The sequence below is a fragment of the Methylobacterium sp. Leaf465 genome (assembly GCF_001424705.1).
Lineage (GTDB): Bacteria > Pseudomonadota > Alphaproteobacteria > Rhizobiales > Beijerinckiaceae > Methylobacterium.
In genome coordinates, this window is record NZ_LMRA01000009.1 from 1 (window position 1) to 21,962 (window position 21,962).

Genomic DNA, 21,962 nt, shown 5'->3' on the forward strand with positions numbered 1-21,962 from the left:
GGGCTTCGGCGCCATGGGCTTCGGCGCCATGGTGCTGCACCTGCTGGCCGAGCGGGGGGCGCTGGATGCGGGCCGGGTCCGGGTGCGCACGCTGACGCTGCCGGACACCTACCAGGACCACAACGCGCCGGACGCCATGTACGCCGAGGCCGGCCTCGACGCCGCCGGCATCCTCCAGACCGTCAAGAACGCCCTCCCCGAGCGGAAGGCCGGACAGTCGGGACGCCTGCGGCTCGCGTGAGCCGCCGGGCGGACGCACGGAGCATCCGGGCTTTGCGGCCCGGGTGTGTCCCCGTTGCGCTTGTCCGACACCGGTTTCGATGACAAAAGCGCGCCATCCTCGGGTCCGAAGTCCGCTTCGGGCTCCGCGCACGCACAAGATCCTCAGACCCTTACGAGAGAAATGCCACAGGCGACCCCTTCCGGCCCGTTCGATGCCGGCCCGGTTCTCATCACGGGCGCGAGCGGTTTCCTGGGAGCGGCCCTGGTCGACGTCTTCCGCAAGGCCGGCTTCCCCGTCCGGATCATGGTCCGGGCCACCTCGCCGCGCACCAACCTGACCTGGACCGACGTCGAGATCGTCGAAGGCGACATGCGCGATCGTGCGGCGGTGGCACGGGCTCTCCAGGGCCAGCGCTATCTCGTCCACGCGGCCGCCGACTATCGCCTCTGGGCTCCGGATCCGGAGGAGATCGTCGCCACCAACCGCGACGGCGCCGTGATCCTGATGGAGGAGGCCCTGCGGGCCGGCATCGAGCGCGTCGTCTATACGTCGAGCGTCGCCACCATCAAGCCGCACGACGACGGCGCTTCGGCCGACGAGACCCGTCCCCTCACCCCCGCCACGGCCATCGGCGCCTACAAGCGCAGCAAGGTCGTCTCCGAGCGCGTGGTCGAGGAGATGGCCGCCCGCAACGGCCTGCCCGTGGTCATCGTCAATCCCTCGACGCCGATCGGCCCGCGCGACGTCAAGCCGACCCCGACCGGCCGCATCATCCTGGAAGCCGCCTTGGGCCGGATGCCGGCCTTCGTCGATACCGGACTGAACCTCGCCCACGTGGACGACGTCGCCGCCGGCCACCTGCTGGCCCTCCGGCACGGCCGGATCGGCGAGCGCTACATCCTCGGTGGTGAGAACGTGCTCCTGTCGCAGATGCTGGCGGACATTGCCGGCATGGTCGGCCGCAGGCCCCCGACGGTGAACCTGCCGCGGGCGGTGGTCTACCCGATCGCCTTCGTCTCCGAGCAGATCGCCCGCTTCACCGGCAAGGCGCCCTTCGCCACGATCGACGGCATCCGGATGTCCCGCTACCGGATGTTCTTCTCCGACGCGAAGGCGCGGGCCGAGCTCGGCTATACCGCCCGGCCCTACCGCGAGGGCCTGTCCGACGCGATCGCCTGGTTCCGCCAGGAAGGACGCCTGTGATGAGCACGACGATCCAGACAGCCACCGAGGCGCGCACCGGCAAGGGCTACCGCGACGAGAACTTCCCCGTCGCGTCGCACCTGATCCATCCGAAGCATCGCGGCGCGATCCTGGCGTTCTACGATTTCGTGCGCGCCGGCGACGACGTCGCCGACCATACGGGCCTGACGTCGGAGCGGAAGATCGAGCTTCTCGACGCCCTGGCCGACGACCTGACGGGCACCCGCCCGGCCGATTCGGCCGCCGAACCCCTGCGCCGGGAACTCGCCGCCCGCGGGCTCGCGCCGACGCACGCCCTCGAACTCCTCGACGCCTTTCGCCTCGACGCGCGCAAGAGCCGCTACGCCGACTGGGACGAGCTGATCGCCTATTGCCGCCTGTCGGCCATGCCGGTCGGCCGCTACGTGCTCGACGTGCACGGCGAGGATCGCAGCGTCGTCTGGGGGCCGTCGGACGCGATCTGCGCAGCCCTGCAGATCATCAACCACCTTCAGGATTGCGGGAAGGATTTTCGCAAGATCGATCGGGTCTACCTGCCGCAGGAGACCCTCGACTCGCATGGTGCCGCGATCTCGGAGCTGGCCGCCGAGAAGGCCTCCCCGGCGCTCCGCGGCGTCATCCGCGAGCTGGCGCAGCGTACCATGGGGCTGCTCGACGAGGGCGCGGTGCTGCCCGACCTCATCGCCGACCTGCGCCTCAGCCTGGAGATCGCGGCCATCCATCGCCTCGCCGTCGTGCTGTGCAAGGGGCTGATGACGCGCGATCCCTTGAGCGAGAAGGTGCATCACGGCAAGGCCGCCTTTGCCCTGACCGCGTTCGGTGGCATCGCCGCGACCCTGGCGCGCCGACCCCTGCGAGGCCGGACCCTGAAGGCTCAGGCCGCGAAGGTCGCGCGAGGGAACCGGGCATGAGCGCAACCCTGTCTCCCGCCGCCGAAACCGCGTCCCCCCCGGTCGACGCCCTTCCGGCGAAATCCTCGTCGTTCTACACGGCGATGCGCCTGCTGCCGCCGGATCGCCGCGCGGCGATGTACGCCGTCTACGCCCTCTGCCGGGCCGTCGACGACGTCGCCGACGACGGTGGCCCCGCCCCCGTGCGCGCCGCGGAGCTCGACCGCTGGCGCGCCGACATCGACGACCTCTATGCCGGACGGCCGGCGCCGCGGGTGCAGGACCTCGTCGTGCCGATCCGCCGCTATGGTCTCCTGCGCGAGGACTTCCAGGCGGTGATCGACGGCATGGCGATGGATGCCTTCGAGGACATCGTCGCGCCCGACGAGGCCACCCTCGACCTCTATTGCGACCGGGTCGCCAGCGCGGTCGGCCGCCTGTCGGTGCGGATCTTCGGAATCGCCGAGAAGGAGGGCATCGCCCTCGCCTACCATGAAGGCCGTGCCCTGCAGCTCACCAACATCCTGCGCGACATCGACGAGGATGCGGAACGCAACCGCCTCTACCTGCCGCGCGAGAAGCTGGCCGCCATCGGCCTGACCGCGCCGACGCCGCAGGCCGCCATCGACCATCCGCGCATCGGCGAGGTCTGCATCGCCGTCGCCCGCGAGGCCGAGGCGCATTACCGGGCGACCTGGGACATCATCGCCAAGTGCCCGCGCAAGGTAACCAAGGCGCCGCGCCTCATGGCGGCGGCCTATCGGTTGTACCTCGACGCCGTCCTGGCCCGCGGCTGGGAGAAGCCCCGCACCCGCGTCAAGCCGAGCAAGCGCGCGCTCCTCGGCGTCGTCCTCCGACACGGGATCGTCTGATGGTGGGCACGGTCCACATCGTCGGAGCGGGTCTCGCCGGGCTGTCCGCCGCCGTGTCACTGGTGGAGCGCGGTGCGCGCGTCGTCGTGCACGAGGCGGCCAAGCAGGCCGGCGGCCGCTGCCGTTCGTACTACGATCCGACCCTCGGGCTGACCATCGACAACGGCAACCACCTGCTCCTGTCGGGCAACACCTCGGCGCTCGCCTTCATGCGCACGATCGGTGCGCCGGAGAGCGCCCTGTCCGGCCCGGACGAGGCGGCCTTCCCCTTCGCCGACCTGAAGACCGGTGAGCGCTGGACCCTGCGCCCCAACGCGGGGCGCGTGCCATGGTGGGTCCTGCAGGCCTCGCGCCGGGTGCCCGGTACGGCGGCGCGCGACTACCTCGCGCCCCTGGGCATCCTGAAGGCCGCGGCCGGCAAGGCGCCGGGCCAGGGTGGCACCATCGGCGAGAGCATGGCCTGCGAGGGCATGCTCTACGACCGCCTGTGGCACCCGGTGCTGCTGGCCGCCCTCAACACCGATCCCAAGGAGAGCGACACCGGACTCGCGGCGACGATCCTGCGCGAGACCCTGGGGGCCGGCGGAAAGGCCTGCCGGCCGCTGGTCGCCGTCGGCGGCCTCTCGGCGGCCTTCGTCGATCCGGCGGTGGACTATCTGACCCGGCGCGGCGCGCAGCTGCGCTTCGGCCACCGCCTGCGCAGCCTCGCCCTCGGGGACGGCCGGATCGCCGGCCTCGTCTTCAGCGACGAGACCATCGCGCTCGCCCCCGAGGACTCGGTGGTCCTCGCCCTGCCGCCCTGGGTCGCCTGCGACCTGCTGCCGGGCCTGCCGGCGCCGCAGAGCCACCGCTCCATCGTCAACGCGCATTTTGCTGTGATTCCGCCGCCGGGATCGCCGTTACTGCTCGGCGTGGTGAACGGAATGACGGAGTGGCTCTTTGCCTATCCGGATCGTCTATCCGTGACCATCAGCGGCGCCGATCGCCTCTTGGATGTGCCGCGCGAAGATTTGGGACGTCAGATCTGGTCCGAAATCGTGACTTTGACCGGTCTTGCACCCGAACTGCCCAGCTGGCAGATCGTCAAGGAGAAGCGGGCGACCTTCGCGGCAACGCCGGCCGAGGCCGCGCGGCGCTCCGGCGCCGTCACGGCCCACGAGAATCTCGTCCTGGCAGGCGATTGGACCGCGACCGGTCTGCCATCGACGATCGAGGGAGCCATCCGTTCAGGAACAACCGCCGCATCGGCCCTCGCCCGGAGGACCGGCACGTGCGGACAGGCACGAGCGCGCGGCGCGGCGTGAGATAAGGCGGCCGCCTGCGCGGCCGGTGAGGCGAGGACGATGCGGGACGCATTCAGGAAGGTCGAGGCGCTGCAGCGCCCGAAGACTCAGGAGATCTCCCTCGAGGATGTCGAGCGGGGAGTCGTGCGCGCGACCCAGGCGCTGACGGCGCTGTCGCATGCCGACGGCCACCTGTGCTTCGAGCTCGAGGCCGACGCGACGATCCCGTCCGAATACATCATGTTCCACCAGTTCCGCGCCACCGAGATCGCGCCGGAGCTGGAGACCAAGATCGGCAACTACCTGCGCCGCACGCAGGGCAAGCACGGCGGCTGGGCCCTGGTCCATGACGGCCCGTTCGACATGAGCGCCAGCGTGAAGGCCTATTTCGCCCTGAAGATGAGCGGCGATTCGATCGAAGCCCCGCACATGCGCCGGGCGCGCGAGGCGATCCTGTCCCGCGGTGGCGCCGCCAATTCGAACGTCTTCACCCGCTTCCTCCTGGCCCTCTTCGGCGAGGTCCCGTGGCGCGCGGTGCCGGTGATGCCGGTCGAGATCATGCATCTGCCGAAGTGGTTCCCCTTCCACCTCGACAAGGTCTCGTACTGGGCGCGCTGCGTGATCGTGCCGATGCTGGTGATCCAGGCGAGGAAGCCGCTCGCCCGCAATCCCCGCGGGATCGGCATCCCGGAGCTGTTCGTCGCCCCGCCGCAGACCGTGCGCACCTGGCCCGGCAGCCCCCACGCGACCTGGCCCTGGACGCCGATCTTCGGTGCCATCGACCGGATGTTGCAGGTCTCTCAGGATTACTTTCCGAAGACGCCGCGGGCGCGCGCCACGGACAAGGCCGTGGCCTGGGTCAGCGAGCGCCTCAACGGCGACGACGGCCTCGGGGCGATCTTCCCCGCCATGGTCAACACCGTGCTGATGTACGATGTGCTCGGCTACCCGGCCGACCATCCCCAGGTGCGGATCGCCTGCGAGGCGATCGAGAAGCTCGTGGTCGTCAAGGAGCACGAGGCCTACGTGCAGCCCTGCCTGTCCCCGGTCTGGGACACGGCGCTGGCCGGCCATGCCCTCCTCGAGGCCGGGGGCCCCGACGCGGAGCATCAGGCCCGGCGCGGCCTCGACTGGCTGAAGCCGCTCCAAGTCCTCGACATCAAGGGCGACTGGGCCGCTGGCCGGCCGAACGTCCGCCCCGGCGGCTGGGCCTTCCAGTACGCCAACCCGCACTTCCCGGACCTCGACGATACCGCCGTGGTGGTGATGGCGATGGATCGCGCCATGCACCAGCACGGCCTCGTCGCCGACGTGCCGGATTACGGCAACGCCATCGCCCGGGCCCGCGAGTGGGTCGAGGGCCTGCAGTCGAGCGACGGCGGCTGGGCCGCCTTCGACGCCGACAACAACCACCATTACCTGAATCACATCCCGTTCTCCGACCACGGCGCCCTGCTGGATCCGCCCACGGCCGACGTCACGGCCCGGGTCGTCTCGATGCTGGCGCAGCTCGGCGAGACCCGGGAGAGTTCCAAGGCCCTCGACCGCGGCGTCACCTACCTCCTGAACGACCAGGAGGAGGACGGCTCCTGGTACGGCCGCTGGGGCATGAACTTCATCTACGGCACCTGGTCGGTGCTGTGCGCCCTGAACGCGGCCGGCGTCGATCCGGCCTCTCCGGAGATCCGCAGGGCCGTCGCTTGGCTGATCCGCATCCAGAACCCCGATGGCGGCTGGGGCGAGGACGCCTCGTCCTACAAGATCGATCCGGCCTTCGAGCCCGGCTACTCCACCGCCTCGCAGACGGCCTGGTCGCTGCTGGCCCTGATGGCGGCCGGCGAGGCCGACGATCCGGCGGTGACTCGCGGGATCAACTATCTGACCCGCACCCAGGGCGCCGACGGTTTCTGGTCCGAGGAGCGCTACACCGCGACCGGCTTCCCGCGGGTGTTCTACCTGCGGTACCACGGCTACCCGAAGTTCTTCCCCCTCTGGGCCATGGCGCGCTACCGCAACCTCCAGCGCAGCAACACCCGGACGGTCGCCTTCGGCATGTGATGCGAAGACGTCTGTGTCGAAGACTCCGGTTCGCGGTCGATCGCGCAACGGCATGAGCGCGATCGCAACGTCCGGTGCCCTCCCCGTCCTGGCCGTGACCGGCCTCGCCAAGGAGGCGCGCCTCGCCTCCGGCGCCGGCGTTCGCGCAATCGGGGCGGGGGGCGATCCGGAACGCCTGCGCGCCCTCCTGGCCGCGCGGCACGAGCCGGGATGCCGCGCCGTGGTCAGTCTCGGCATCGCCGGCGGTCTCGATCCGGACTTGGTGCCCGGCGACGTGCTGATCGCCACCGCCATCGTCACGCCGACGCAGCGCTACCCGGCCGATCCGGCCATCGCCGCGGCCTGGATGCGCGCGCTGGCGGGATCGGGCTCGACCGTCCGCGAAGCCGTGCTGGCCGGCGTCGATGCCGCCGTGATCGACGTGTCCGCGAAGGCCGCCCTGCGCACCGCCACCGGGTGCGCCGGCGTCGACATGGAATCTCACGTCGCGGCGGCCTATGCCGCGCGGCACGGGCTGCCCTTCGCGGCCCTGCGCATCGTCTGCGATCCGGCCGACCGCGCGATCCCGGCCTTCGCCGCGCAGGCGCTCAAGCCCGATGGCGAGCCCGACATCCGCGCGGTGTTGGCCGCCATCGCGCGCCAGCCCGGCCAGATCCCCGCCCTGATCCGCCTGGCGCGCGATTCGGGCCGCGCCTTCCAGAGCCTCACCCGGTGCCGGGCCCGCCTCGGAACGGCCCTCGGCGTCCCGGCCGCCTGACACCGCGCCTCTCGCAGAGCGCGCCACGACGGCGACGATTCAGCGTCCGCCCGGCCCGCCCGGACCACGTCCGGGGCCACCGCCGAAGCCGCCCGGCCCTTCCGGCCCCCCGGGCCCTCCCCCCGGACCACGTCCGAAGCCGCCGGGGCGCTCAAACCCGCCGGGGCGCTCGATGCCGCCCGGTCCACCCCCGAACCCACCCCCGGGGCGTGCATGCTCGCCGCCCGACGGCAAGCGGGTATCGATATCGAAGCGCGGTGGGCCGCCGGACTGGCTCCCGGGCATGCGTCCGTCGAGGCCACGTCCGTCGAGGCCGCGCCCCTCGAAACCACGGCCCTCGGATCTCGGGAGCGATCCCCGATCGGAACCCGTCTGAGGGCCGGGGCGCTCGGTGCCGCGCGTGTCGATGCGCAGGCTCTCGACGGCAAGGCGGCCGTCACGGGCCGGCTCGGCGGTGACGACCGCACGGACGCTGCCGCGGCGGGGCAATCCGGGATCGGGCCGACCGGCGATGTCGAGGCCGGACCCGATCTGGAGACCCCGGGCATTTCGGCCGACATAGGCCTCGATGGAGACGCGGCGCAGGCCCGGAACGAACAGGGCGCGCGATTCCTCGAACCCCGTCACCGTAAGGCTCGACCCCGCCGGAACGCCCGTGACGATGGCGCGCCGTCCGATCTGCCCGGCATCGACGCCGACGAGGCGGAGATCGCCGATCGCCGGGCTGCCATCCGGCCCCCGTCGGACCGGACCGGCCACCCGCGCGGGTCCCTCCGATCGCCGTTCCACCAGACTGGCGACGACGACGCCGTCGGGGCGCCGCAGGCCGCTCACCGCGACGCGGTCGCCGACCCTCCATCCGTCACGCTGGGTCGTCGGCAGGGCGACCCGTTGGCCGAGGACGGTCAGTCCGCCCTTCCGGAGGGCCTCGACCGGTCCGACGACCTCGCTCGTGACGTCGATGCGGCGGGTAGCGAGGATGCCGCCGGTCTCGAGAGCGACGACGCGGACCACGTGCCCGATCCGAAGGTCGCTCAAAGCCGCCGGTCGCCCGTCGATCCGCACGGGGACGTCCTGCGGATAGGTGATGCGCAGGTCGTTGACGATGATCGATCCGAACTTGCGGATCGTTCCGATCACGCCCGTGCCGCCCAGGCCGCGGTCGCCCTCCGACTCCGATCCGTCACCCGGCGGGTGGCTCGGGCGTGCGCCGGTGCCGCCGATGCCCTGGTCGCGGATCGGTGGGAGCGGGTCGGCGCGGGCCGCCAGCGCGAGGGGCGCCGCGGCGAGCAGGCGCAGGGCGTCGCGGCGGTTCGGTGCGCGCATGGACGCTGTCCTCACGCCTTCGCCGCCGCGGCCGGCGCATCCTCGGCATAGACGTAGACGCCGAAATTCCAGCGATGGGCGCCGCCGGCATCGGTCTCACAGGCCGCGTGGGCCTCGCGGTTGGCCTGCTGCAGCGCCTCCATGGCGATCTCGCGGGCGCGGGCCTCGAGGCGATCGGCCAGCTCCTTCGACAGGCCGTCGTAATGAACCGCGCGCTCGAGGAAGCGCGGGGTCGGCGCAGTGATGTTGGCGACGCTCGCGGCGATGTGGTCGTGCAGGTTGCGGCCGAAGTAATAGAGCTGCGACTCCCCACCGCCCTTCGGCACGTAGGCCGCCTCCGCGAGGACGATGTGCCCGTCGGCATCGGCGACCACGAGTCCCCGGTCGAGCCACTCGTCGAGAACGGCGCGGGGGCGCAGATCGCGGGTCACGGCCGCGACGAGATCCTCGAAGGACGGGCCCTTCCCGTCGCTCGCCCGCGTCAGGGGCCGGGGTTGGCCGTCCGGGTCCGTAAAGGCGGGATCGGCGAGCCAGCGCGCGATGATCCGGCTGGTCCGCGACACGGAGGACGGCACGGCGCTGACGGGGGCGCCGGCGCCGCGCAGGCGGCTGACCTCCTTGCGGTGAATCCCGGTCAGCAGGCTGACCCGACTGTCGGTCTGCTCCTTGCCCGGCAGCGCGAAGTCGTACTCGGCGACGTTCACGTAGAGTTCGCGCAGGAGCGTGGTGAGCGCCGGAAAGGTGATGCCCCGTGCCACGAAGAGGCGCACGAGCGGCCGGAGCAGACGCGCGACGGGGGCGTGGAGGTTCGCCCCCTCGGAAGGTGTCTCGGTCGGATCGGCCATGCGCACACCATAGCCGCCGGGCTGTGGGAGACAATCCCACGGCGTGCGTCCCGACACCCGATCTCCATCGACTCTGATTGACGTGGGAAATTTACCCACGTAAAAACGAGGTCGTGAGTTCAGGTCGGAGTTCCGCCATGGCCGAGTTGAGGCCCCTTTATCCCACGGACGCCTTGCCGCCGCTGCGGGCGGGCGCGCCGATGCGCTCCGCAGGTCCGGCGGCCCGGCCGCTGGCCCCCCTCGCGCGCGGCTTGGCCGTCCTGGCGGTCGTGGCTCTGGGCACCCTCGTCCTCGGATCCGCGGGCCAGCGGACGCTATCGGCGGCAAAGGACGTGACGGCGGCGACGGAGATGCCGCGGGTCGCCGCCACCCGCCTCGCTGCGCCCCGTCGGATGGTTGCGGCGTCCGACCTTTCTAGGGCGAACTGATGTCCGGCGTCGCGCGCCGTTCCCCCAGCCGGTCGGATCCTCGACAACCGCGCCTGATCGTCGACCTGCTCCTCTGCGCCGTTCCGGCGGTCGCCACCGTCGTCCTGCTGATCCTCGGCCTCCAGGGCTGAGGCTCACGGTCATCGGCGCCCCGATCCCGACACCCCCTTCCGGCCACCGCCATCACAGACGAATCGCAGCACGCCCGATGTATCGCGCCGATCCCCGCCTGAGCCCGTCGCTGCAGGCCTGCCTACCCCGTCGCCGGCCTCTTCGGACACGGCTCGCCGACGCGCGAACCTTCTCCGCCTGGTGGCGCGCGCTGATCGGCCGGCCGGGTGGCAGGCCGGCGGAAGCGCATCGACGCGCCTGACCCGCTCGACCTGCGTCCCGGCCCCGTCACGCGGCTCGGACGGACGCCGCGACGACGGGCGACCTGCGGACCGCCTCGGCCTCGCGGCACAGGGCCGAGGCCAGGCAGCGGGCGCGCTCCACCCAGATGTCGCGCTCCTGGCGGAGGGCCTCGACCGCGGCGCTGTCCTGTGCCCGCGCGATGCGCAGGTCGTCGATCTCCTCGCGCAACGCCGTGGTCCGGCGCCGCTCCTGAGCCAACGCCTCCCGCAGCACCACCAGCGCGGCGTGATCGGACGCGGCGGGATGGCCGGCTGGTCCGGGCGGGTTGACCGGACGCAGGTCGGCCACCTCCGCGCGGAGACGGTCGACGTCGAGACCGGTCCTGTCGGGCGCCGGAGCCGCCGCGGGGGCGTCCGCGGTGCCCGGATCGACGGGCACCGGCGCGGAGGCGGGAATGCCCTCCTCCTCGATCACCAGACCGTGGAGCATCCGGAACACGGCGTCGCCATCGAGGCGGGACAGGTCGAACCCGCTCTCGCGGGCGAGATCGCTCCACAGCGTCTGTCCGGTCTCGGCCTGACCAACGAAGGCCATGGACCAGTTCGCGAAGCCCCGCGCCTCGGTCGGCCCGCATTCGAGAACCGTGACGTCGCCGTGCCGCTGATCGCGCTGGATCCGCTCGAAGGTCCGCTCCACCCCCTGGCGCGGGCCTTCCAGCACCTGCGCGAAGGCGCCGCCGTTGAACATCAGGGCGCCGGTCACGCCGACCTCGGCGTTGTTCCGCTGCGAGGTCTCGAGGATCTGCGCCACCGCGTGGCTCGCTTCGGCGTCGGGCACCTGAAGCAGGTTCTTGCTGGCATAGACGAGACGGTAGAGGTCGCTCATTTCCGATCTCCGGAAAGGGGGAACAGGGTCGGGGGCGGCCGCCTCACGCCTGGGCGAGGCCGTGCGGACCGAGGTCGGTGAAGAGGGCCAGGAGCGCCTCGGCCGGAATTGGACGGCTCACCAGGTAGCCCTGGACGTCGGTGCAGCCCTCGGCGCGGATGCGGCGCATCTGGTCCTCGGTCTCGACGCCCTCGGCGACGGTGGTCATGCCGAGACTGCGCCCGAGACCCGCGATCGCGCGGATCACCGCGTCTCCGTCCGGCTTCTGGGTGATGTCGGCCACGAAGGAGCGATCGATCTTGATCTTGTCGAAGGGGAACGAGCGCAGGTAGCTCAGGGAGGAGTACCCGGTCCCGAAATCGTCCATGGAGACGCGGATGCCGAGGGCCCGCAGCCGGTGCAGGGTCCGCAGGGTGCGCTCGTTCTCCTGGAGCAGCACGCCCTCGGTGATCTCGATCTCCAGGCGGCTCGCGGGGAGTCCGGAACCTGCCAGTGCGGAGACGATGACCTCGACGAGACGATCGCCCTTGAACTGCGCGGGCGACACGTTCACCGCGACGGTGATCGCCGCGGGCCACGTCACGGCATCGCGGCAGGCCTGGCGGATGACCCATTCGCCGATCGGGACGATCAGCCCGATCTCCTCGGCGAGGGGAATGAACTCCCCCGGGGGGACCATGCCGCGCTCCGGGTGATGCCAGCGCAGCAGCGCCTCGCAGCCGGTCACGCGATCGTTCTCGAGATTCAGCTGCGGCTGGTAATGGAGAGAGAATTCGCGCCGGCCGAGGGCCTGGCGGATGTCGAGTTCGAGGCGACGCCGCGCCTGCATGCGCGCGTCCATCTCGGCCTCGAAGAAGCGGAAGGCCCCGCGCCCATCGAGCTTCGCCCGGTAGAGGGCGAGATCGGCGCATTTCAGGAGACGATCCGCGTCGGTCCCGTCGCGGGGCGCCACGGCCACGCCGACGCTGGCGCCGATGGTGAGCAGTTGCCCCTCGATCATGTAGGTGCGGCCGATCAGGTCGACGATGCGGCGCGCCAGGACGCGTGTCTCCTCGAGGTCCGTCACGCCGTGCTGAACCACGACGAACTCGTCTCCCCCGATGCGGGCGACCGTGTCGCTGGGACGGAGCGTGGCACTGAGGCGGTCGGCGACCTTGGCGAGGAGCGCATCGCCGATGGCGTGACCCAGGGTGTCGTTGACGGGCTTGAACCGGTCCAGGTCCACCAGAAGCACTGCGCAGGTGCCGTCGGAGGTCTCCACCTGGACGAGCGCATCCTCAAGGCGTTCGCGCAGGTGGAGGCGGTTCGGCAGGCCGGTCAGGGGGTCGAGGCGCGCCCGCTCGCTGGCGGCAATCTCGGCGGCGCGGCGCAGGGTGACGTCTTCGACGGTGATGGTCCAACCCTGGCAGGCCCCGCGGGAGGGGCCGAAGGGCTGGATGCCGATCTCGAGCGTCAACCCCGCGCGCAGGATCTCGAAGGCAAGGCCCTCGCAGCGCTCCAGGGCGCGCCGCACCTGGGCGAACAAGGCGTTCCTGCGGAGGGGCAGGAGGCGGCAGAGGGTGTGCAGGGCCTGACGGAGACTGGGACGATCGGGCAGGCCGAACCCACCCACAAGCTCCCGCGCCGGCCCGGTGCAGAGGACCAGCCGGCCCCGCTCGAACACGATGAACCCCTGTCGCACCACGTCGAGATACGGCGCCAGACCGAGGGCGGCCTCAGCCGGCCCTGGAATCGTCTCCGGTCTCGCCAGAACCTGGACTGCCTGCATCACGTCGCCGCTCCGGTGCGCATCCGGGGTGCGCCAGCACGGAGAGAATAGAGCCCTGAAAGTAAATTATAGGTTCTTGCACCACGGATTTTCAGATCCGAAAATCATCGCCGATGAAGGAGGCTGTCGTACAGCACTACGCCGTCCAGACCCCACCCGATCCCGCAGGATCAGCGGCGATGGAAGCGAGCATTACAAACTATCGTCACCTGTCTGAAGGTAACGATTCTACACTTTATCGTTCTCTGTGCTTCAGCGTTCGAATGGTCTCGCCGACACGATCGGGGGGCAAGGCATCGGCGAGACCCGGTCGATCCGAAGACGGCGCGACGGGGGAACCATGTCCGACGATTGCGGACCACACATTCACACACATCAACGCCATGGAGGATCGCCACGCACGAACACCTTTCCGTCGCGATCCGCAACGCGGTGTGATCGAGACGACGCGCGAACGCGGGCCGTCTCAGCCGAAGGATCGGCCCTCCGACAATTGCCGGGCAATCCAAGCCTGCGCTTCGTCGAGATCCGCGAAGATCGGCGCATGCGGATCCTCCACGCACCCGAAGCCCGCCTCCAGAAACCAATGTCCCGCCTCGGAGTCATGCTCGCTGGAGAGCTGGACGAGCACGGCGACGAGAATCCCATCCTCGAAAACCAACCGGCTCTCGCGGTCATTGCTGCCCGTCGCGATCTGAACGGGCTGGAGTTTCATGGTCATGCCGTGGCCAGCGTTCCCAGGTACAGGGACTTCGGATTAAATTCCGCCATCGATTTCAGAGGCTGACGATTGCGGAGCTTCCGCGTCCCACCCTTGTGTTCAATCACGCCTCGGCGCCCGAGTTCCTGAAGCGCACGACCCACGTGCACATTCGAGAGGCCGACGGGATCGGCGGGATCACTCGGGTGACTGGGGGCTCGCTCGCTGACTTCCCATGTGTCTCGACCGCGTCGCAGGCGACGGCCTCCCCCAAAGCCACGAGACCCTGGCGGCGATGCGGAGCGCTCAGCGCTGCTGGGTGACGCTGGCCGAGGCGGCCGATCGGCGCCCGATCGAGGCGGGCGGATGCACCGCGCCCCCGGGCCTAATCGTCGGCGTGCGACGGATCCTTCGCGCGCGCAGGCTCCACGTCGTCGAGGGAGGGGACGTAGGCGCACCAGGCGCATCGGCCGGCCTCTGCCCCGCGCGGGGTGTTCGCCTGGGAGCAGAGCGGGCAGACCACGAGCCGAAGTCCCCCGTCGCAGAGGACGCCGCGCCCACGGCCGCGGAAGGTGATCTCGGCATCCTGGGGAATGGCTTTTGAATCCTGCGTTGTCGCGCCCCATCGCCGGGCTCGCGGCGCATGGCCTGATCGTCCGGCCAGCCGGTGGGCGGGGTGCGCGAGCGATAGCGGATGCGCCGCGAGGGTGCAAAGGTGGATGCTGCAGCGCATCGCTTCGACGCGCGAAGCATTCTGTGTGACCGTGCCGGAACAGCCGGGGGAACGGGAGACGCGGTGAGACGAAGCCGGAGAAGCGGAGCGTTCATCGATTTTCGGCGTGACGCGAGCGCGGCCGTTTGACATCAACCGTTATGCGCTCCTGGCTTCTCATCCTGCTCGGTCTGGCGGCAACGGCTGCCGTCTGGTTCCTCCTGCCGGTTCAGGACTGGCTCCAGGCCTTCGGCGCCTGGACGGCAGGACTCGGCCCCCTCGGTCCCGTCGCCTTCGCGGCCCTCTTCATCCTGGCCACGCTGCTGGTGATCCCGGGCACGCCGCTGACGATCGCCGGCGCACTGGCCTTTGGATGGTGGTCCCTGCCGATCGTCCTCGCAGCGGCGACGATCGGCTCGGTCCTGGCGTTTTTCGCGGCGCGATCCGTCCTGAGGCAGCGCGTCGAGCGCGTCATCGCCCGGCGTCCCGCGATGGTTGCCACGATGGAGGCGGTGGGCGACGGCGGATGGCAGTTGCTGACCCTGATGCGGGTCAGTCCCTTCGTGCCCTTCAATGCGCAGAACTACATCCTCGGCCTGACGCGCGTCCGCATGCGGGACTTCCTCGTCTCGACCCTCCTCGGCATGATCCCCGGGACGATTCTCTGCGTTTATCTCGGCGTGATCGGCCGGACGGCGGCCGACTCGGCCGCCCACTGGATTCCACTGGGGCTCGGCCTGGCCGCGACCCTCGCCGCCGTCGCGGTGACGCGTCGCCGGGTGCAGGCGAAGCTCGCCGCGCGCGGACTGCATCCGGCTTCGCGAGCCTCCCGGGCGCCCGGCCCCCCCGCGCCGGGGCCACCCCGCCCCGAGGGGCGCTGGCTGCGGCCGGGCCAGACCTGCTGGCGCATCGAGCAGGCCCATCGGGTCGCCGTGCTTCATGACGGCGCCGCGTATTTCGCGGCCGCCCGCAGCGCCATGCTGGCGGCGCGCCACTCCGTCCTGCTGATCGGCTGGAGTTTCGACCCGCGCCTGCGCCTCGCGCCGGATGGGAGCCATGCCCCGGAGGGGGAAACCCTGGCGGACCTCCTCCAGAGCCTGCGCACCTGCCGGCCGGACCTCGCGATCCATCTTCTGATCTGGGACATGCCGTGGCCGCTCTCGGCCGGACGGGACCTGACGCCCGCGGCGGTCCGCGCCCTGCTCGGTCCCGGCATCACGTACCGGGTCGATGCGACGCTGCCCTTCGGCGCCTGCCAGCACCAGAAGATCCTCGTCGTCGACGATGCGATGGCCTTTTGCGGCGGCGGCGACTTCGAGGCCAATCGCTGGGACACGCCGGCCCACCGGGACGGCGATCCGCGCCGGCGCCTCCCGAACGGCGAGGCCTATCCGCCGCGCCACGACATCATGATGGCGGTCGACGGTCCGGCGGCGGCCGCCCTGGGGGACCTTGCGCGCCAACGCTGGCTCGATGCAACCGGCGAGCGGCTGATGCCCCCGCCCGCGCGGGACGGCACGCCCTGGCCGGCCACCGTGACCCCGCTCCTCAGGGACATGTCGGTCGCCCTGTCGCGCACCCGGCCCGCCGGCCGGAAGCGCGTGGCTTTGCAAGAGAACGCCGCGTTGTACGCTGCCGCCATCCGGGGCGCCGCCCGCGTCATCTACCTGGAGAACCAGTACCTCACATCGCCCCTGATCGGCGACGCGCTGATGGAGCGCCTCGGCGAGGCCGAGGGACCGGAAATCATCATCGTGGTGGCCGAGCGCAGCCCGAACGCCTTCGACCGGCTGACCATGGACAGCGCCCGGCGGGGACTGATCCACAAGCTTCGGGCGGCCGACCGCCACGACCGCCTCCGCATCCTGGCGCCGCATACGCCGGAGGGACGCCCGATCCTCGTGCATTCCAAGGTCGGCATCTTCGACGATCGCCTGGTGCGTGTCGGGTCGACCAATCTCAACAACCGCTCCCTCGGCTACGACAGCGAGTGCGACCTCGCCCTCGAGGTCCTGCCGGCCGAGGACGCGCCCCTCCTGCGATCCGCCATCCTGCGGCTGCGGGACGGCCTGCTCGCGCACCATGCGGGCTGCCCGCGCGATATCTTCGAGGAGGCCGTGCGCCGGCGCGGCTCCCTGCGCGCAGTGCTCGACGACCCCGCCCTGGTGGCGCCCCGCCGGCTCTGCCCGGTGGTGCCCTCACCCCGCGGCGCCCTGGCGCGCGTGGTGGAGTCTTGGCATCTCGGCGACCCCGCGAGCGTGCGCGACGCCTGGCGGCCCTGGCGCCGGACCGGCGCCCTGGATCAGGTCCGGCGGGGCGAGCAACCCGCAGAGGCCCCCGCGACTCAGGCCTCGGGGGCGGCGGCCGGCGTGTCCTGAGGCCGCCGCACCGCCCGCGGCGGCGCGGCGAAATCCAGCGTGGCCAGGAGCGGGAGATGATCGGACGCGCGACGCGCGTCACCGTCGCGCAGCACCGCCACGTGGTCCACCCGGAGGCCGGGGCCGACGAAGACGTGGTCGAGGCGCAGCACCGGATAGCGGCTGGGGAAGGTCGCGCGCCCCGCCCGGCTGCGCGCGATTGCGCGGGCGTCGCTGAGCCGCGCGGTCAGTTGACGGTAGGCTCGCGACCACGGCGTCGCGTTGAAGTCGCCCGCCAGGACCACCGGTCCCGCCGCCGATGCCGCCGCGAGCCAGTCGGGACCGAGCAGCGCCGCCAGCTGCCCTTTCTGCTCCGCCGCGACGAGGCCGAGATGGGTGTTGAGGACCTGAAGGCGGTGTCCGTCGCACGCGACCTCCACCCACAGGGCGCCCCTCGGCTCGAGACCGGGCCGACCGGCGAGCCCCGGCAGGCCCCCGGCCCTGATGAGGCGGGAGGGATGCCGCGTGAGGATCGCGTCGCCGTAACGCTCCGTCTCGACCTGGAGCGCGGCGTGGAAATGAGCCCGGAGGCCGAGCTGCCGGGCGAGGGCCTGGGCCTGGTCGACGCCGCCGGTCCGGGCACGGCCGAGATCGACCTCCTGCAGCGCGACGATGTCGGCGTGGCTCGACCGGATGGCACGGGCCACGCGCTCCAGGTCGACGCGCCCGTCGGTGCCGCGGCCGTGGCGGATGTTGTAGCTGAGGAGGCGCAAGGGCGGGGCGACCTCCGTCAGGCCGAGGGCTCGGCCAGGCGGGTGCGATGCCGGTCGAGGGCGGCCCGCAATTGCGGCAGGAACGGCGAGTGGCTGTCCCACGGCCTCACCGCCTCCTGCAGCCGCTCCAGGGCCTCGACCTGGGCGGACAGGCCCTGGGCCTGGGAGAGATACGCCCAGATCGCGTCCTCGGCCTCGCCGATCGCGACGGGCTGTTCGGCCAGCAGGAGGCCTTGGAAGCGCTGCAGCGTGTGGTCGAGATCGGCCATGTCGAACTCCCTGGGTCCTCGGTGACGATCGGCCCAGCACGAACCGGGCGTGGTGCACGCCCCGCGCCGAGCCCAGGCACCGGCGGGCCGGCTCCGTCGAGTGCCTGATAGTAAATTATATGGAGCGGCGCCCGCGCTCGGGGAGCGTCCCCCGGGCCCGACACGAGCATCCGGGCCGTGTCATCCGAATGCACCCGCCGCTGCGTTTCGACCACGTTGGGTTGGGACTTGACCGATTCGTGGCTATTGACCGATTTTTGGGCATGAAATGGCCCGGTCGATGGGCGGTGGCGGGTCCGCGGCTTCGGCGTGGACGGCGCGGAGAACCCGGTTCGGGCTTGGCCCGATCCATGCCAAGGTGTCGGCAGTCGCGTGGGAAGCAGACTCGAAGAGGATGGGTGCCTTGTTGAAGTCCACGGTCAAAGCGTTCGTCTCGGCCACCGCCCTCGCCGCCGTGCTGGGCCTGTCCGCCACCGCCCCGGCCGCCGCGGCGAACGTCTTCCGCTTCGCCTTCCAGGGCGACATCAAGTCCCTCGACCCCTACTCCCTGAAGGAAAGCTTCACCATCGGCATGCATGGGGCGGTCTTCGACTCGCTCATCACGCGCGACAAGGACCTGAAGCTCGCGCCCATGCTGGCGGAATCCTGGGAGAATCCGGAGCCGACGCGCTGGCGCTTCCACCTGCGCAAGGGCGTGAAGTTCCATGACGGCTCGGACTTCACCGCCGACGACGTGATCTTCTCGGCCACCCGCGTGCGGGCGCCGGGCTCGAACTTCACCACCAACGTGCCGTCCGACGCCGAGTGGGTGAAGATCGACGACCACACCGTCGACATGAAGTTGAAGAGCCCCAACCCCATCGCCCTGTACCAGTTCTCGACCTGGTACATCATGTCGAAGTCCTGGGCCGAGAAGAACGGCGCCGTCGCGCCGACCCTGCCGAGCGCCACCTCCACCAGCTACGCCGCCCTGCACGAGAACGGCACCGGGCCGTTCATCATCACCGAGCACCAGCCCGGCGTGCGCACGGTGTTCAAGAAGAACCCGAACTACTGGGGCAAGGTGGAGTCGAACCTCGACGAGGCGGTCTTCACCACCATCCAGAACGACGCCACCCGCGTCGCCGCCCTGATCTCCGGCGAGGTCGACTGGATCGACCCCGTGCCCCTGCAGGACGCCCAGCGCGTCAACGGGAGCGGCACCGCCACGGTGATGGCCGGGCCGGAGCTGCGCACGATCTTCCTCGGCATGGACCAGTCCCGCGACGAGCTGAAGGACTCGAACGTCAAGGGCAAGAACCCGTTCAAGGACGTGCGCGTGCGCGAGGCCTTCTACCGGGCCATCGACGAGGAGACGATCGCCAAGCGCGTCATGCGCGGCCAGGCCGTGCCCTCCGCCCTGCTGATCGCGCCGGTGCTGTTCCCCCGCGCCTCCGAGTTCAAGCGGCCGGACTACGACCCGAAGCGCGCCAAGCAGCTCCTCACCGAGGCCGGCTATCCGGACGGCTTCTCGTTGGGCATGGATTGCCCGAACGACCGCTACGTCAACGACGAGGCGATCTGTCAGGCCGTGGTCTCGATGCTGGCCCGGGTCGGCGTGAAGGTGAACCTCAACGCGCAGCCCAAGGCCAAGTACTTCGCCAAGGTCCTGGCGCCGGCCTACGACACCTCGTTCTACCTCGTCGGCTGGACCCCCTCCTCCCAGGATTCGCACAACATCCTGTTCGAGATCGCCGGCTGCCGAAACGGCTCCAAGCCCGGACGCGGCAACTGGAACCTCGGCAATTACTGCAACCCGAAGGTCGACGCGCTCGCCGATTCCGTCGAGGCCGAGAGCGACCAGACCAAGCGCAACGCCGAGATCAAGGAGGGGTTCGACACCATCCAGGCCGATTGGGGCTTCATCCCCCTGCACCAGCAGGCCCTCGCCTGGGGCGTCTCCAAGAAGGTCACCCTGGTCCAGCGGCCGGACAACATGCTGATGCTGTACTGGGTCTCGAAGCAGCCGTGACACCCATGACCGATCTGTTTCAGGATCTGGCACCGACCCGCGTCTCCGCCCGGCGGGGACAGGGCGATCGCATCCGCTGGCGTGTCCGCCGGGATGGCGCGTGGAGCACCCCGTCATTCCGGGGCCGCGCAGCGGAGCCCGGAATCCAGAAACGAAGGTGGTGCAGGACGTCACACCGTCGGCGGTCCTGGATTCCGGGCTCGCCTGCGGCGCCCCGGAATGACGTCGCGCTTCGGTCTGCGATCGCTCGGCGCGCCGGCCTTGGCGATGTGCACGATCGGATCGCCCGCCCATGATCGCCTTCATCCTCCAGCGCCTGCTCCAGTCGGTCGCGGTGCTGTTCGCCGTCGGCCTGATCGCGTTCTCGATGTTCCGCTTCGCCGGCGACCCGGTGAACCAGATCGTGGGCGTCGACACGCCCTATGCCGAGCGCGTCGCCATCCGGAAGGATCTCGGGCTCGACGATCCGGTGGCGGTGCAGTTCCTGCGCTACGCCGGGAACGTCGCCCGGGGCGAGTTCGGCACCTCGTACCAGTTCCGCCAGCCGGTCTCGGCGCTGCTGGCCGAGCGCATGCCCGCCACCCTCGAACTCGCGCTCTGTGCCACGCTGTTCGCCCTCACCGTCGGCATCCTCATGGGGGTCTACTGCGCCCTGCGGCGGGACACCTGGCTCGCCAAGGTCTTTCTGGCCATCTCGCTCATCGGCATCAGCCTGCCGACCTTCCTCATCGGCATCCTGCTGATCTTCCTGTTCTCGGTGACGCTGGGCTGGCTGCCCTCGTTCGGGCGCGGCGACACCGTGCGGCTGGGCTGGTGGACGACCGGGTTCCTCACCGCCTCGGGCCTGCGCGCCCTGATCCTGCCCTCGGTCACCCTGGGGCTGTTCCAGATGACCCTGATCATGCGGCTGGTGCGGGCCGAGATGCTGGAGGTGCTGCGCACCGACTACATCCGCTTCGCCCGGGCGCGGGGGCTCACCACCCGCTCGATCCACCTCGGTCACGCCCTGAAGAACACCCTGGTGCCGGTCATCACCATCGCGGGGCTGCAGCTCGGCTCGGTCATCGCCTTCTCGATCATCACCGAGACGGTGTTCCAGTGGCCCGGCATGGGCCTGCTCTTCGTCCAGGCGGTGCAGAACGTCGATATCCCCATCATGGCGGCCTACCTGCTGCTGGTCGCCGCCATCTTCGTCGTCATCAACCTCGTGGTGGACGTGCTCTACACCATCGTCGATCCCCGCCTGCGGCTGTCCACGGGACGGGCCTCATGAGCGCCTCCGTGCAGGACACCCCCCTCCTCCCGCCGGCACCGGTGAAGCGCTCGGCGCTGGCCCGCTTCCGCGAGTCCGACGTCTATGCCAGCTTCCGCCGCTCGAAGCTGGCGATGGGGGCCTTCGCGGTCACCCTCGTCCTGGTCCTCCTGGCGCTCGCCGCCCCCGTGATCTCGCCGCAGAACCCGTACGATCCGGCCCAGCTCGAGCTGATCAACTCGAACCTGCCCCCGCTCTGGTACGCCGACGGCGTCGCGCCCTTCACCCTCGGCACCGACGACCAGGGCCGCGACGTGCTCTCGGCGGTGTTCTACGGCCTCCGCCTCTCCCTCATCGTCGGGCTGCTCGGCGTCGTCGTCTCCGGATTCCTCGGCATCGTGCTCGGGCTGGTGGCGGGCTATTTCGGCGGCTTCGTCGACACCCTCATCATGCGCATCGCCGACGTGCAGCTCACCTTCCCGGCCATCCTCATCGCCCTGGTGGTGGACGGCGTCGCCAAGGCCGCCGTCGGCAGCCAGATGGACACGAACGCCGCCATCGGGCTCATCGTGCTGTCGATCGGGCTGTCGTTCTGGGTGCAGTACGCCCGCACCGTCCGCTCCTCGGTGCTGGTGGAGAAGAACAAGGACTACGTCCAGGCCGGACGGCTGATCGGTCTGTCCTCGCCGGTGATCATGGTGCGGCACGTCTTGCCCAACGTCCTCGGCCCGGTCTTCGTCATCGCCACCATCAACCTCGCACTCGCCATCATCACCGAGGCGACCCTGTCCTTCCTGGGCACCGGCCTGCCCGATTCGATGCCCTCCCTCGGCACCCTGATCCGCACCGGCAACCGCTTCCTGTTCTCCGGCGAGTGGTGGATCGTCGCCTTCCCGGGCCTGGCGCTCGCTGGGCTCGTCCTGGCGATCAACCTGCTGGGCGACTGGCTGCGCGACGCCCTGAACCCGAAACTCCAGTGATCGCGCCGGCATGACA

Annotated in this window: 20 protein-coding genes; 13 read left to right on the forward strand and 7 right to left on the reverse strand. The window is 70.6% G+C overall.

The genetic code is table 11. The features are described from left to right. The 7 genes from ASG51_RS07745 to ASG51_RS07775 form a co-directional block, all read left to right on the forward strand. On the forward strand, positions 1-241 hold a 241-nt coding region (locus ASG51_RS07745), incomplete at its 5' end, for a transketolase C-terminal domain-containing protein (protein WP_277996200.1). A gap of 162 nt (positions 242-403) precedes the next feature. Continuing rightward, the gene (hpnA, locus tag ASG51_RS07750; protein WP_056217413.1) at positions 404-1,426 is read left to right on the forward strand and encodes a hopanoid-associated sugar epimerase; all 1,023 of its coding nucleotides are present in this window, start codon (positions 404-406) and stop codon (positions 1,424-1,426) included. Beyond that, the gene (hpnC, locus tag ASG51_RS07755; RefSeq protein WP_056380045.1) at positions 1,426-2,337 is read left to right on the forward strand and encodes a squalene synthase HpnC; all 912 of its coding nucleotides are present in this window, start codon (positions 1,426-1,428) and stop codon (positions 2,335-2,337) included. The genes hpnA and hpnC overlap by 1 nt, the downstream gene beginning before the upstream one ends. Continuing rightward, positions 2,334-3,188 carry a presqualene diphosphate synthase HpnD gene (gene hpnD / locus ASG51_RS07760; RefSeq protein ID WP_056380048.1) on the forward strand — a complete coding sequence of 285 codons (855 nt, stop codon included), beginning with the start codon at positions 2,334-2,336 and terminating at the stop codon, positions 3,186-3,188. The genes hpnC and hpnD overlap by 4 nt, the downstream gene beginning before the upstream one ends. Further along, positions 3,188-4,492 (forward strand): hydroxysqualene dehydroxylase HpnE, encoded by a 1,305-nt coding sequence (gene hpnE / locus ASG51_RS07765; RefSeq protein ID WP_056217404.1) that lies wholly within the window; start codon positions 3,188-3,190, stop codon positions 4,490-4,492. Before hpnD ends, hpnE begins: the two co-directional genes overlap by 1 nt. Before the next feature lie 39 nt (positions 4,493-4,531). Further along, positions 4,532-6,529: a squalene--hopene cyclase gene (shc, locus tag ASG51_RS07770; protein ID WP_056217401.1), complete on the forward strand. Its 1,998-nt coding sequence runs from the start codon at positions 4,532-4,534 to the stop codon at positions 6,527-6,529. A 52-nt stretch (positions 6,530-6,581) separates the two neighbouring features. After that, positions 6,582-7,286 (forward strand): phosphorylase, encoded by a 705-nt coding sequence (locus ASG51_RS07775; RefSeq protein ID WP_056380050.1) that lies wholly within the window; start codon positions 6,582-6,584, stop codon positions 7,284-7,286. 39 nt (positions 7,287-7,325) lie between these two features. Here ASG51_RS07775 and ASG51_RS07780 read toward each other — a convergent pair whose 3' ends face one another. Both ASG51_RS07780 and ASG51_RS07785 read right to left on the reverse strand, forming a co-directional pair. Beyond that, positions 7,326-8,612 carry a DUF5666 domain-containing protein gene (locus ASG51_RS07780; protein WP_056380051.1) on the reverse strand — a complete coding sequence of 429 codons (1,287 nt, stop codon included), beginning with the start codon at positions 8,610-8,612 and terminating at the stop codon, positions 7,326-7,328. An 11-nt stretch (positions 8,613-8,623) separates the two neighbouring features. Next, complete coding sequence (locus tag ASG51_RS07785; RefSeq protein WP_056269487.1) at positions 8,624-9,457, reverse strand: DUF6502 family protein; 834 nt, start codon at positions 9,455-9,457, stop codon at positions 8,624-8,626. 137 nt (positions 9,458-9,594) lie between these two features. Between ASG51_RS07785 and ASG51_RS07790 the strand changes: the two genes are divergently transcribed. After that, the gene (locus ASG51_RS07790; protein ID WP_056380052.1) at positions 9,595-9,885 is read left to right on the forward strand and encodes a hypothetical protein; all 291 of its coding nucleotides are present in this window, start codon (positions 9,595-9,597) and stop codon (positions 9,883-9,885) included. Beyond that, on the forward strand, positions 9,885-10,016 hold the full coding sequence (locus ASG51_RS25330) for a hypothetical protein (RefSeq protein WP_274534738.1): 132 nt from the start codon (positions 9,885-9,887) through the stop codon (positions 10,014-10,016). Before ASG51_RS07790 ends, ASG51_RS25330 begins: the two co-directional genes overlap by 1 nt. A gap of 268 nt (positions 10,017-10,284) precedes the next feature. Here ASG51_RS25330 and ASG51_RS07795 read toward each other — a convergent pair whose 3' ends face one another. From ASG51_RS07795 to ASG51_RS07805, 3 genes are all read right to left on the reverse strand, one after another. Further along, complete coding sequence (locus tag ASG51_RS07795) at positions 10,285-11,124, reverse strand: BLUF domain-containing protein (protein ID WP_056380054.1); 840 nt, start codon at positions 11,122-11,124, stop codon at positions 10,285-10,287. A gap of 43 nt (positions 11,125-11,167) precedes the next feature. Next, entirely contained in the window at positions 11,168-12,892 is a 1,725-nt protein-coding gene (locus ASG51_RS07800; protein ID WP_056217384.1) for an EAL domain-containing protein, read from the reverse strand. 466 nt (positions 12,893-13,358) lie between these two features. Then, positions 13,359-13,613, reverse strand: a complete 255-nt coding sequence (locus tag ASG51_RS07805) for a hypothetical protein (protein WP_056217382.1) — start codon at positions 13,611-13,613, stop codon at positions 13,359-13,361. A gap of 837 nt (positions 13,614-14,450) precedes the next feature. Here ASG51_RS07805 and ASG51_RS07815 point away from each other — a divergent pair. Then, positions 14,451-16,682 (forward strand): VTT domain-containing protein, encoded by a 2,232-nt coding sequence (locus ASG51_RS07815; RefSeq protein ID WP_156389619.1) that lies wholly within the window; start codon positions 14,451-14,453, stop codon positions 16,680-16,682. Here the strand turns inward: ASG51_RS07815 and ASG51_RS07820 are convergent. Next, the gene (locus ASG51_RS07820; RefSeq protein ID WP_056380057.1) at positions 16,649-17,434 is read right to left on the reverse strand and encodes an endonuclease/exonuclease/phosphatase family protein; all 786 of its coding nucleotides are present in this window, start codon (positions 17,432-17,434) and stop codon (positions 16,649-16,651) included. The genes ASG51_RS07815 and ASG51_RS07820 overlap by 34 nt on opposite strands. A 17-nt stretch (positions 17,435-17,451) precedes the next feature. Next, the gene (locus tag ASG51_RS07825; RefSeq protein ID WP_056350306.1) at positions 17,452-17,703 is read right to left on the reverse strand and encodes a hypothetical protein; all 252 of its coding nucleotides are present in this window, start codon (positions 17,701-17,703) and stop codon (positions 17,452-17,454) included. Positions 17,704-18,157: 454 nt separating this feature from the next. Here ASG51_RS07825 and ASG51_RS07830 point away from each other — a divergent pair, with 454 nt between their 5' ends. From ASG51_RS07830 to ASG51_RS07840, 3 genes are all read left to right on the forward strand, one after another. Continuing rightward, positions 18,158-19,714, forward strand: coding sequence for an ABC transporter substrate-binding protein (locus ASG51_RS07830; protein WP_244480090.1), 1,557 nt, complete (start codon positions 18,158-18,160; stop codon positions 19,712-19,714). 292 nt (positions 19,715-20,006) lie between these two features. After that, positions 20,007-20,987, forward strand: a complete 981-nt coding sequence (locus ASG51_RS07835; protein ID WP_056217371.1) for an ABC transporter permease — start codon at positions 20,007-20,009, stop codon at positions 20,985-20,987. Beyond that, positions 20,984-21,946, forward strand: coding sequence for an ABC transporter permease (locus ASG51_RS07840; protein WP_056217367.1), 963 nt, complete (start codon positions 20,984-20,986; stop codon positions 21,944-21,946). The genes ASG51_RS07835 and ASG51_RS07840 overlap by 4 nt, the downstream gene beginning before the upstream one ends. Positions 21,947-21,962 lie beyond the last annotated feature (16 nt).

Coding starts and splice junctions, on each gene's coding strand:
- hpnE (WP_056217404.1), top strand. CDS start 3,188: ATGGTGGGCACGGTCCACATCGTCGGAGCGGGTCTCGCCGGGCTGTCC.
- ASG51_RS25330 (WP_274534738.1), top strand. CDS start 9,885: ATGTCCGGCGTCGCGCGCCGTTCCCCCAGCCGGTCGGATCCTCGACAA.
- ASG51_RS07825 (WP_056350306.1), bottom strand. CDS start 17,703: ATGGCCGATCTCGACCACACGCTGCAGCGCTTCCAAGGCCTCCTGCTG.
- ASG51_RS07805 (WP_056217382.1), bottom strand. CDS start 13,613: ATGACCATGAAACTCCAGCCCGTTCAGATCGCGACGGGCAGCAATGAC.
- ASG51_RS07835 (WP_056217371.1), top strand. CDS start 20,007: ATGATCGCCTTCATCCTCCAGCGCCTGCTCCAGTCGGTCGCGGTGCTG.
- ASG51_RS07780 (WP_056380051.1), bottom strand. CDS start 8,612: ATGCGCGCACCGAACCGCCGCGACGCCCTGCGCCTGCTCGCCGCGGCG.
- hpnA (WP_056217413.1), top strand. CDS start 404: ATGCCACAGGCGACCCCTTCCGGCCCGTTCGATGCCGGCCCGGTTCTC.
- ASG51_RS07795 (WP_056380054.1), bottom strand. CDS start 11,124: ATGAGCGACCTCTACCGTCTCGTCTATGCCAGCAAGAACCTGCTTCAG.
- hpnD (WP_056380048.1), top strand. CDS start 2,334: ATGAGCGCAACCCTGTCTCCCGCCGCCGAAACCGCGTCCCCCCCGGTC.
- ASG51_RS07775 (WP_056380050.1), top strand. CDS start 6,582: ATGAGCGCGATCGCAACGTCCGGTGCCCTCCCCGTCCTGGCCGTGACC.
- ASG51_RS07785 (WP_056269487.1), bottom strand. CDS start 9,457: ATGGCCGATCCGACCGAGACACCTTCCGAGGGGGCGAACCTCCACGCC.
- shc (WP_056217401.1), top strand. CDS start 4,532: ATGCGGGACGCATTCAGGAAGGTCGAGGCGCTGCAGCGCCCGAAGACT.
- ASG51_RS07800 (WP_056217384.1), bottom strand. CDS start 12,892: ATGCAGGCAGTCCAGGTTCTGGCGAGACCGGAGACGATTCCAGGGCCG.
- ASG51_RS07790 (WP_056380052.1), top strand. CDS start 9,595: ATGGCCGAGTTGAGGCCCCTTTATCCCACGGACGCCTTGCCGCCGCTG.
- hpnC (WP_056380045.1), top strand. CDS start 1,426: ATGAGCACGACGATCCAGACAGCCACCGAGGCGCGCACCGGCAAGGGC.
- ASG51_RS07840 (WP_056217367.1), top strand. CDS start 20,984: ATGAGCGCCTCCGTGCAGGACACCCCCCTCCTCCCGCCGGCACCGGTG.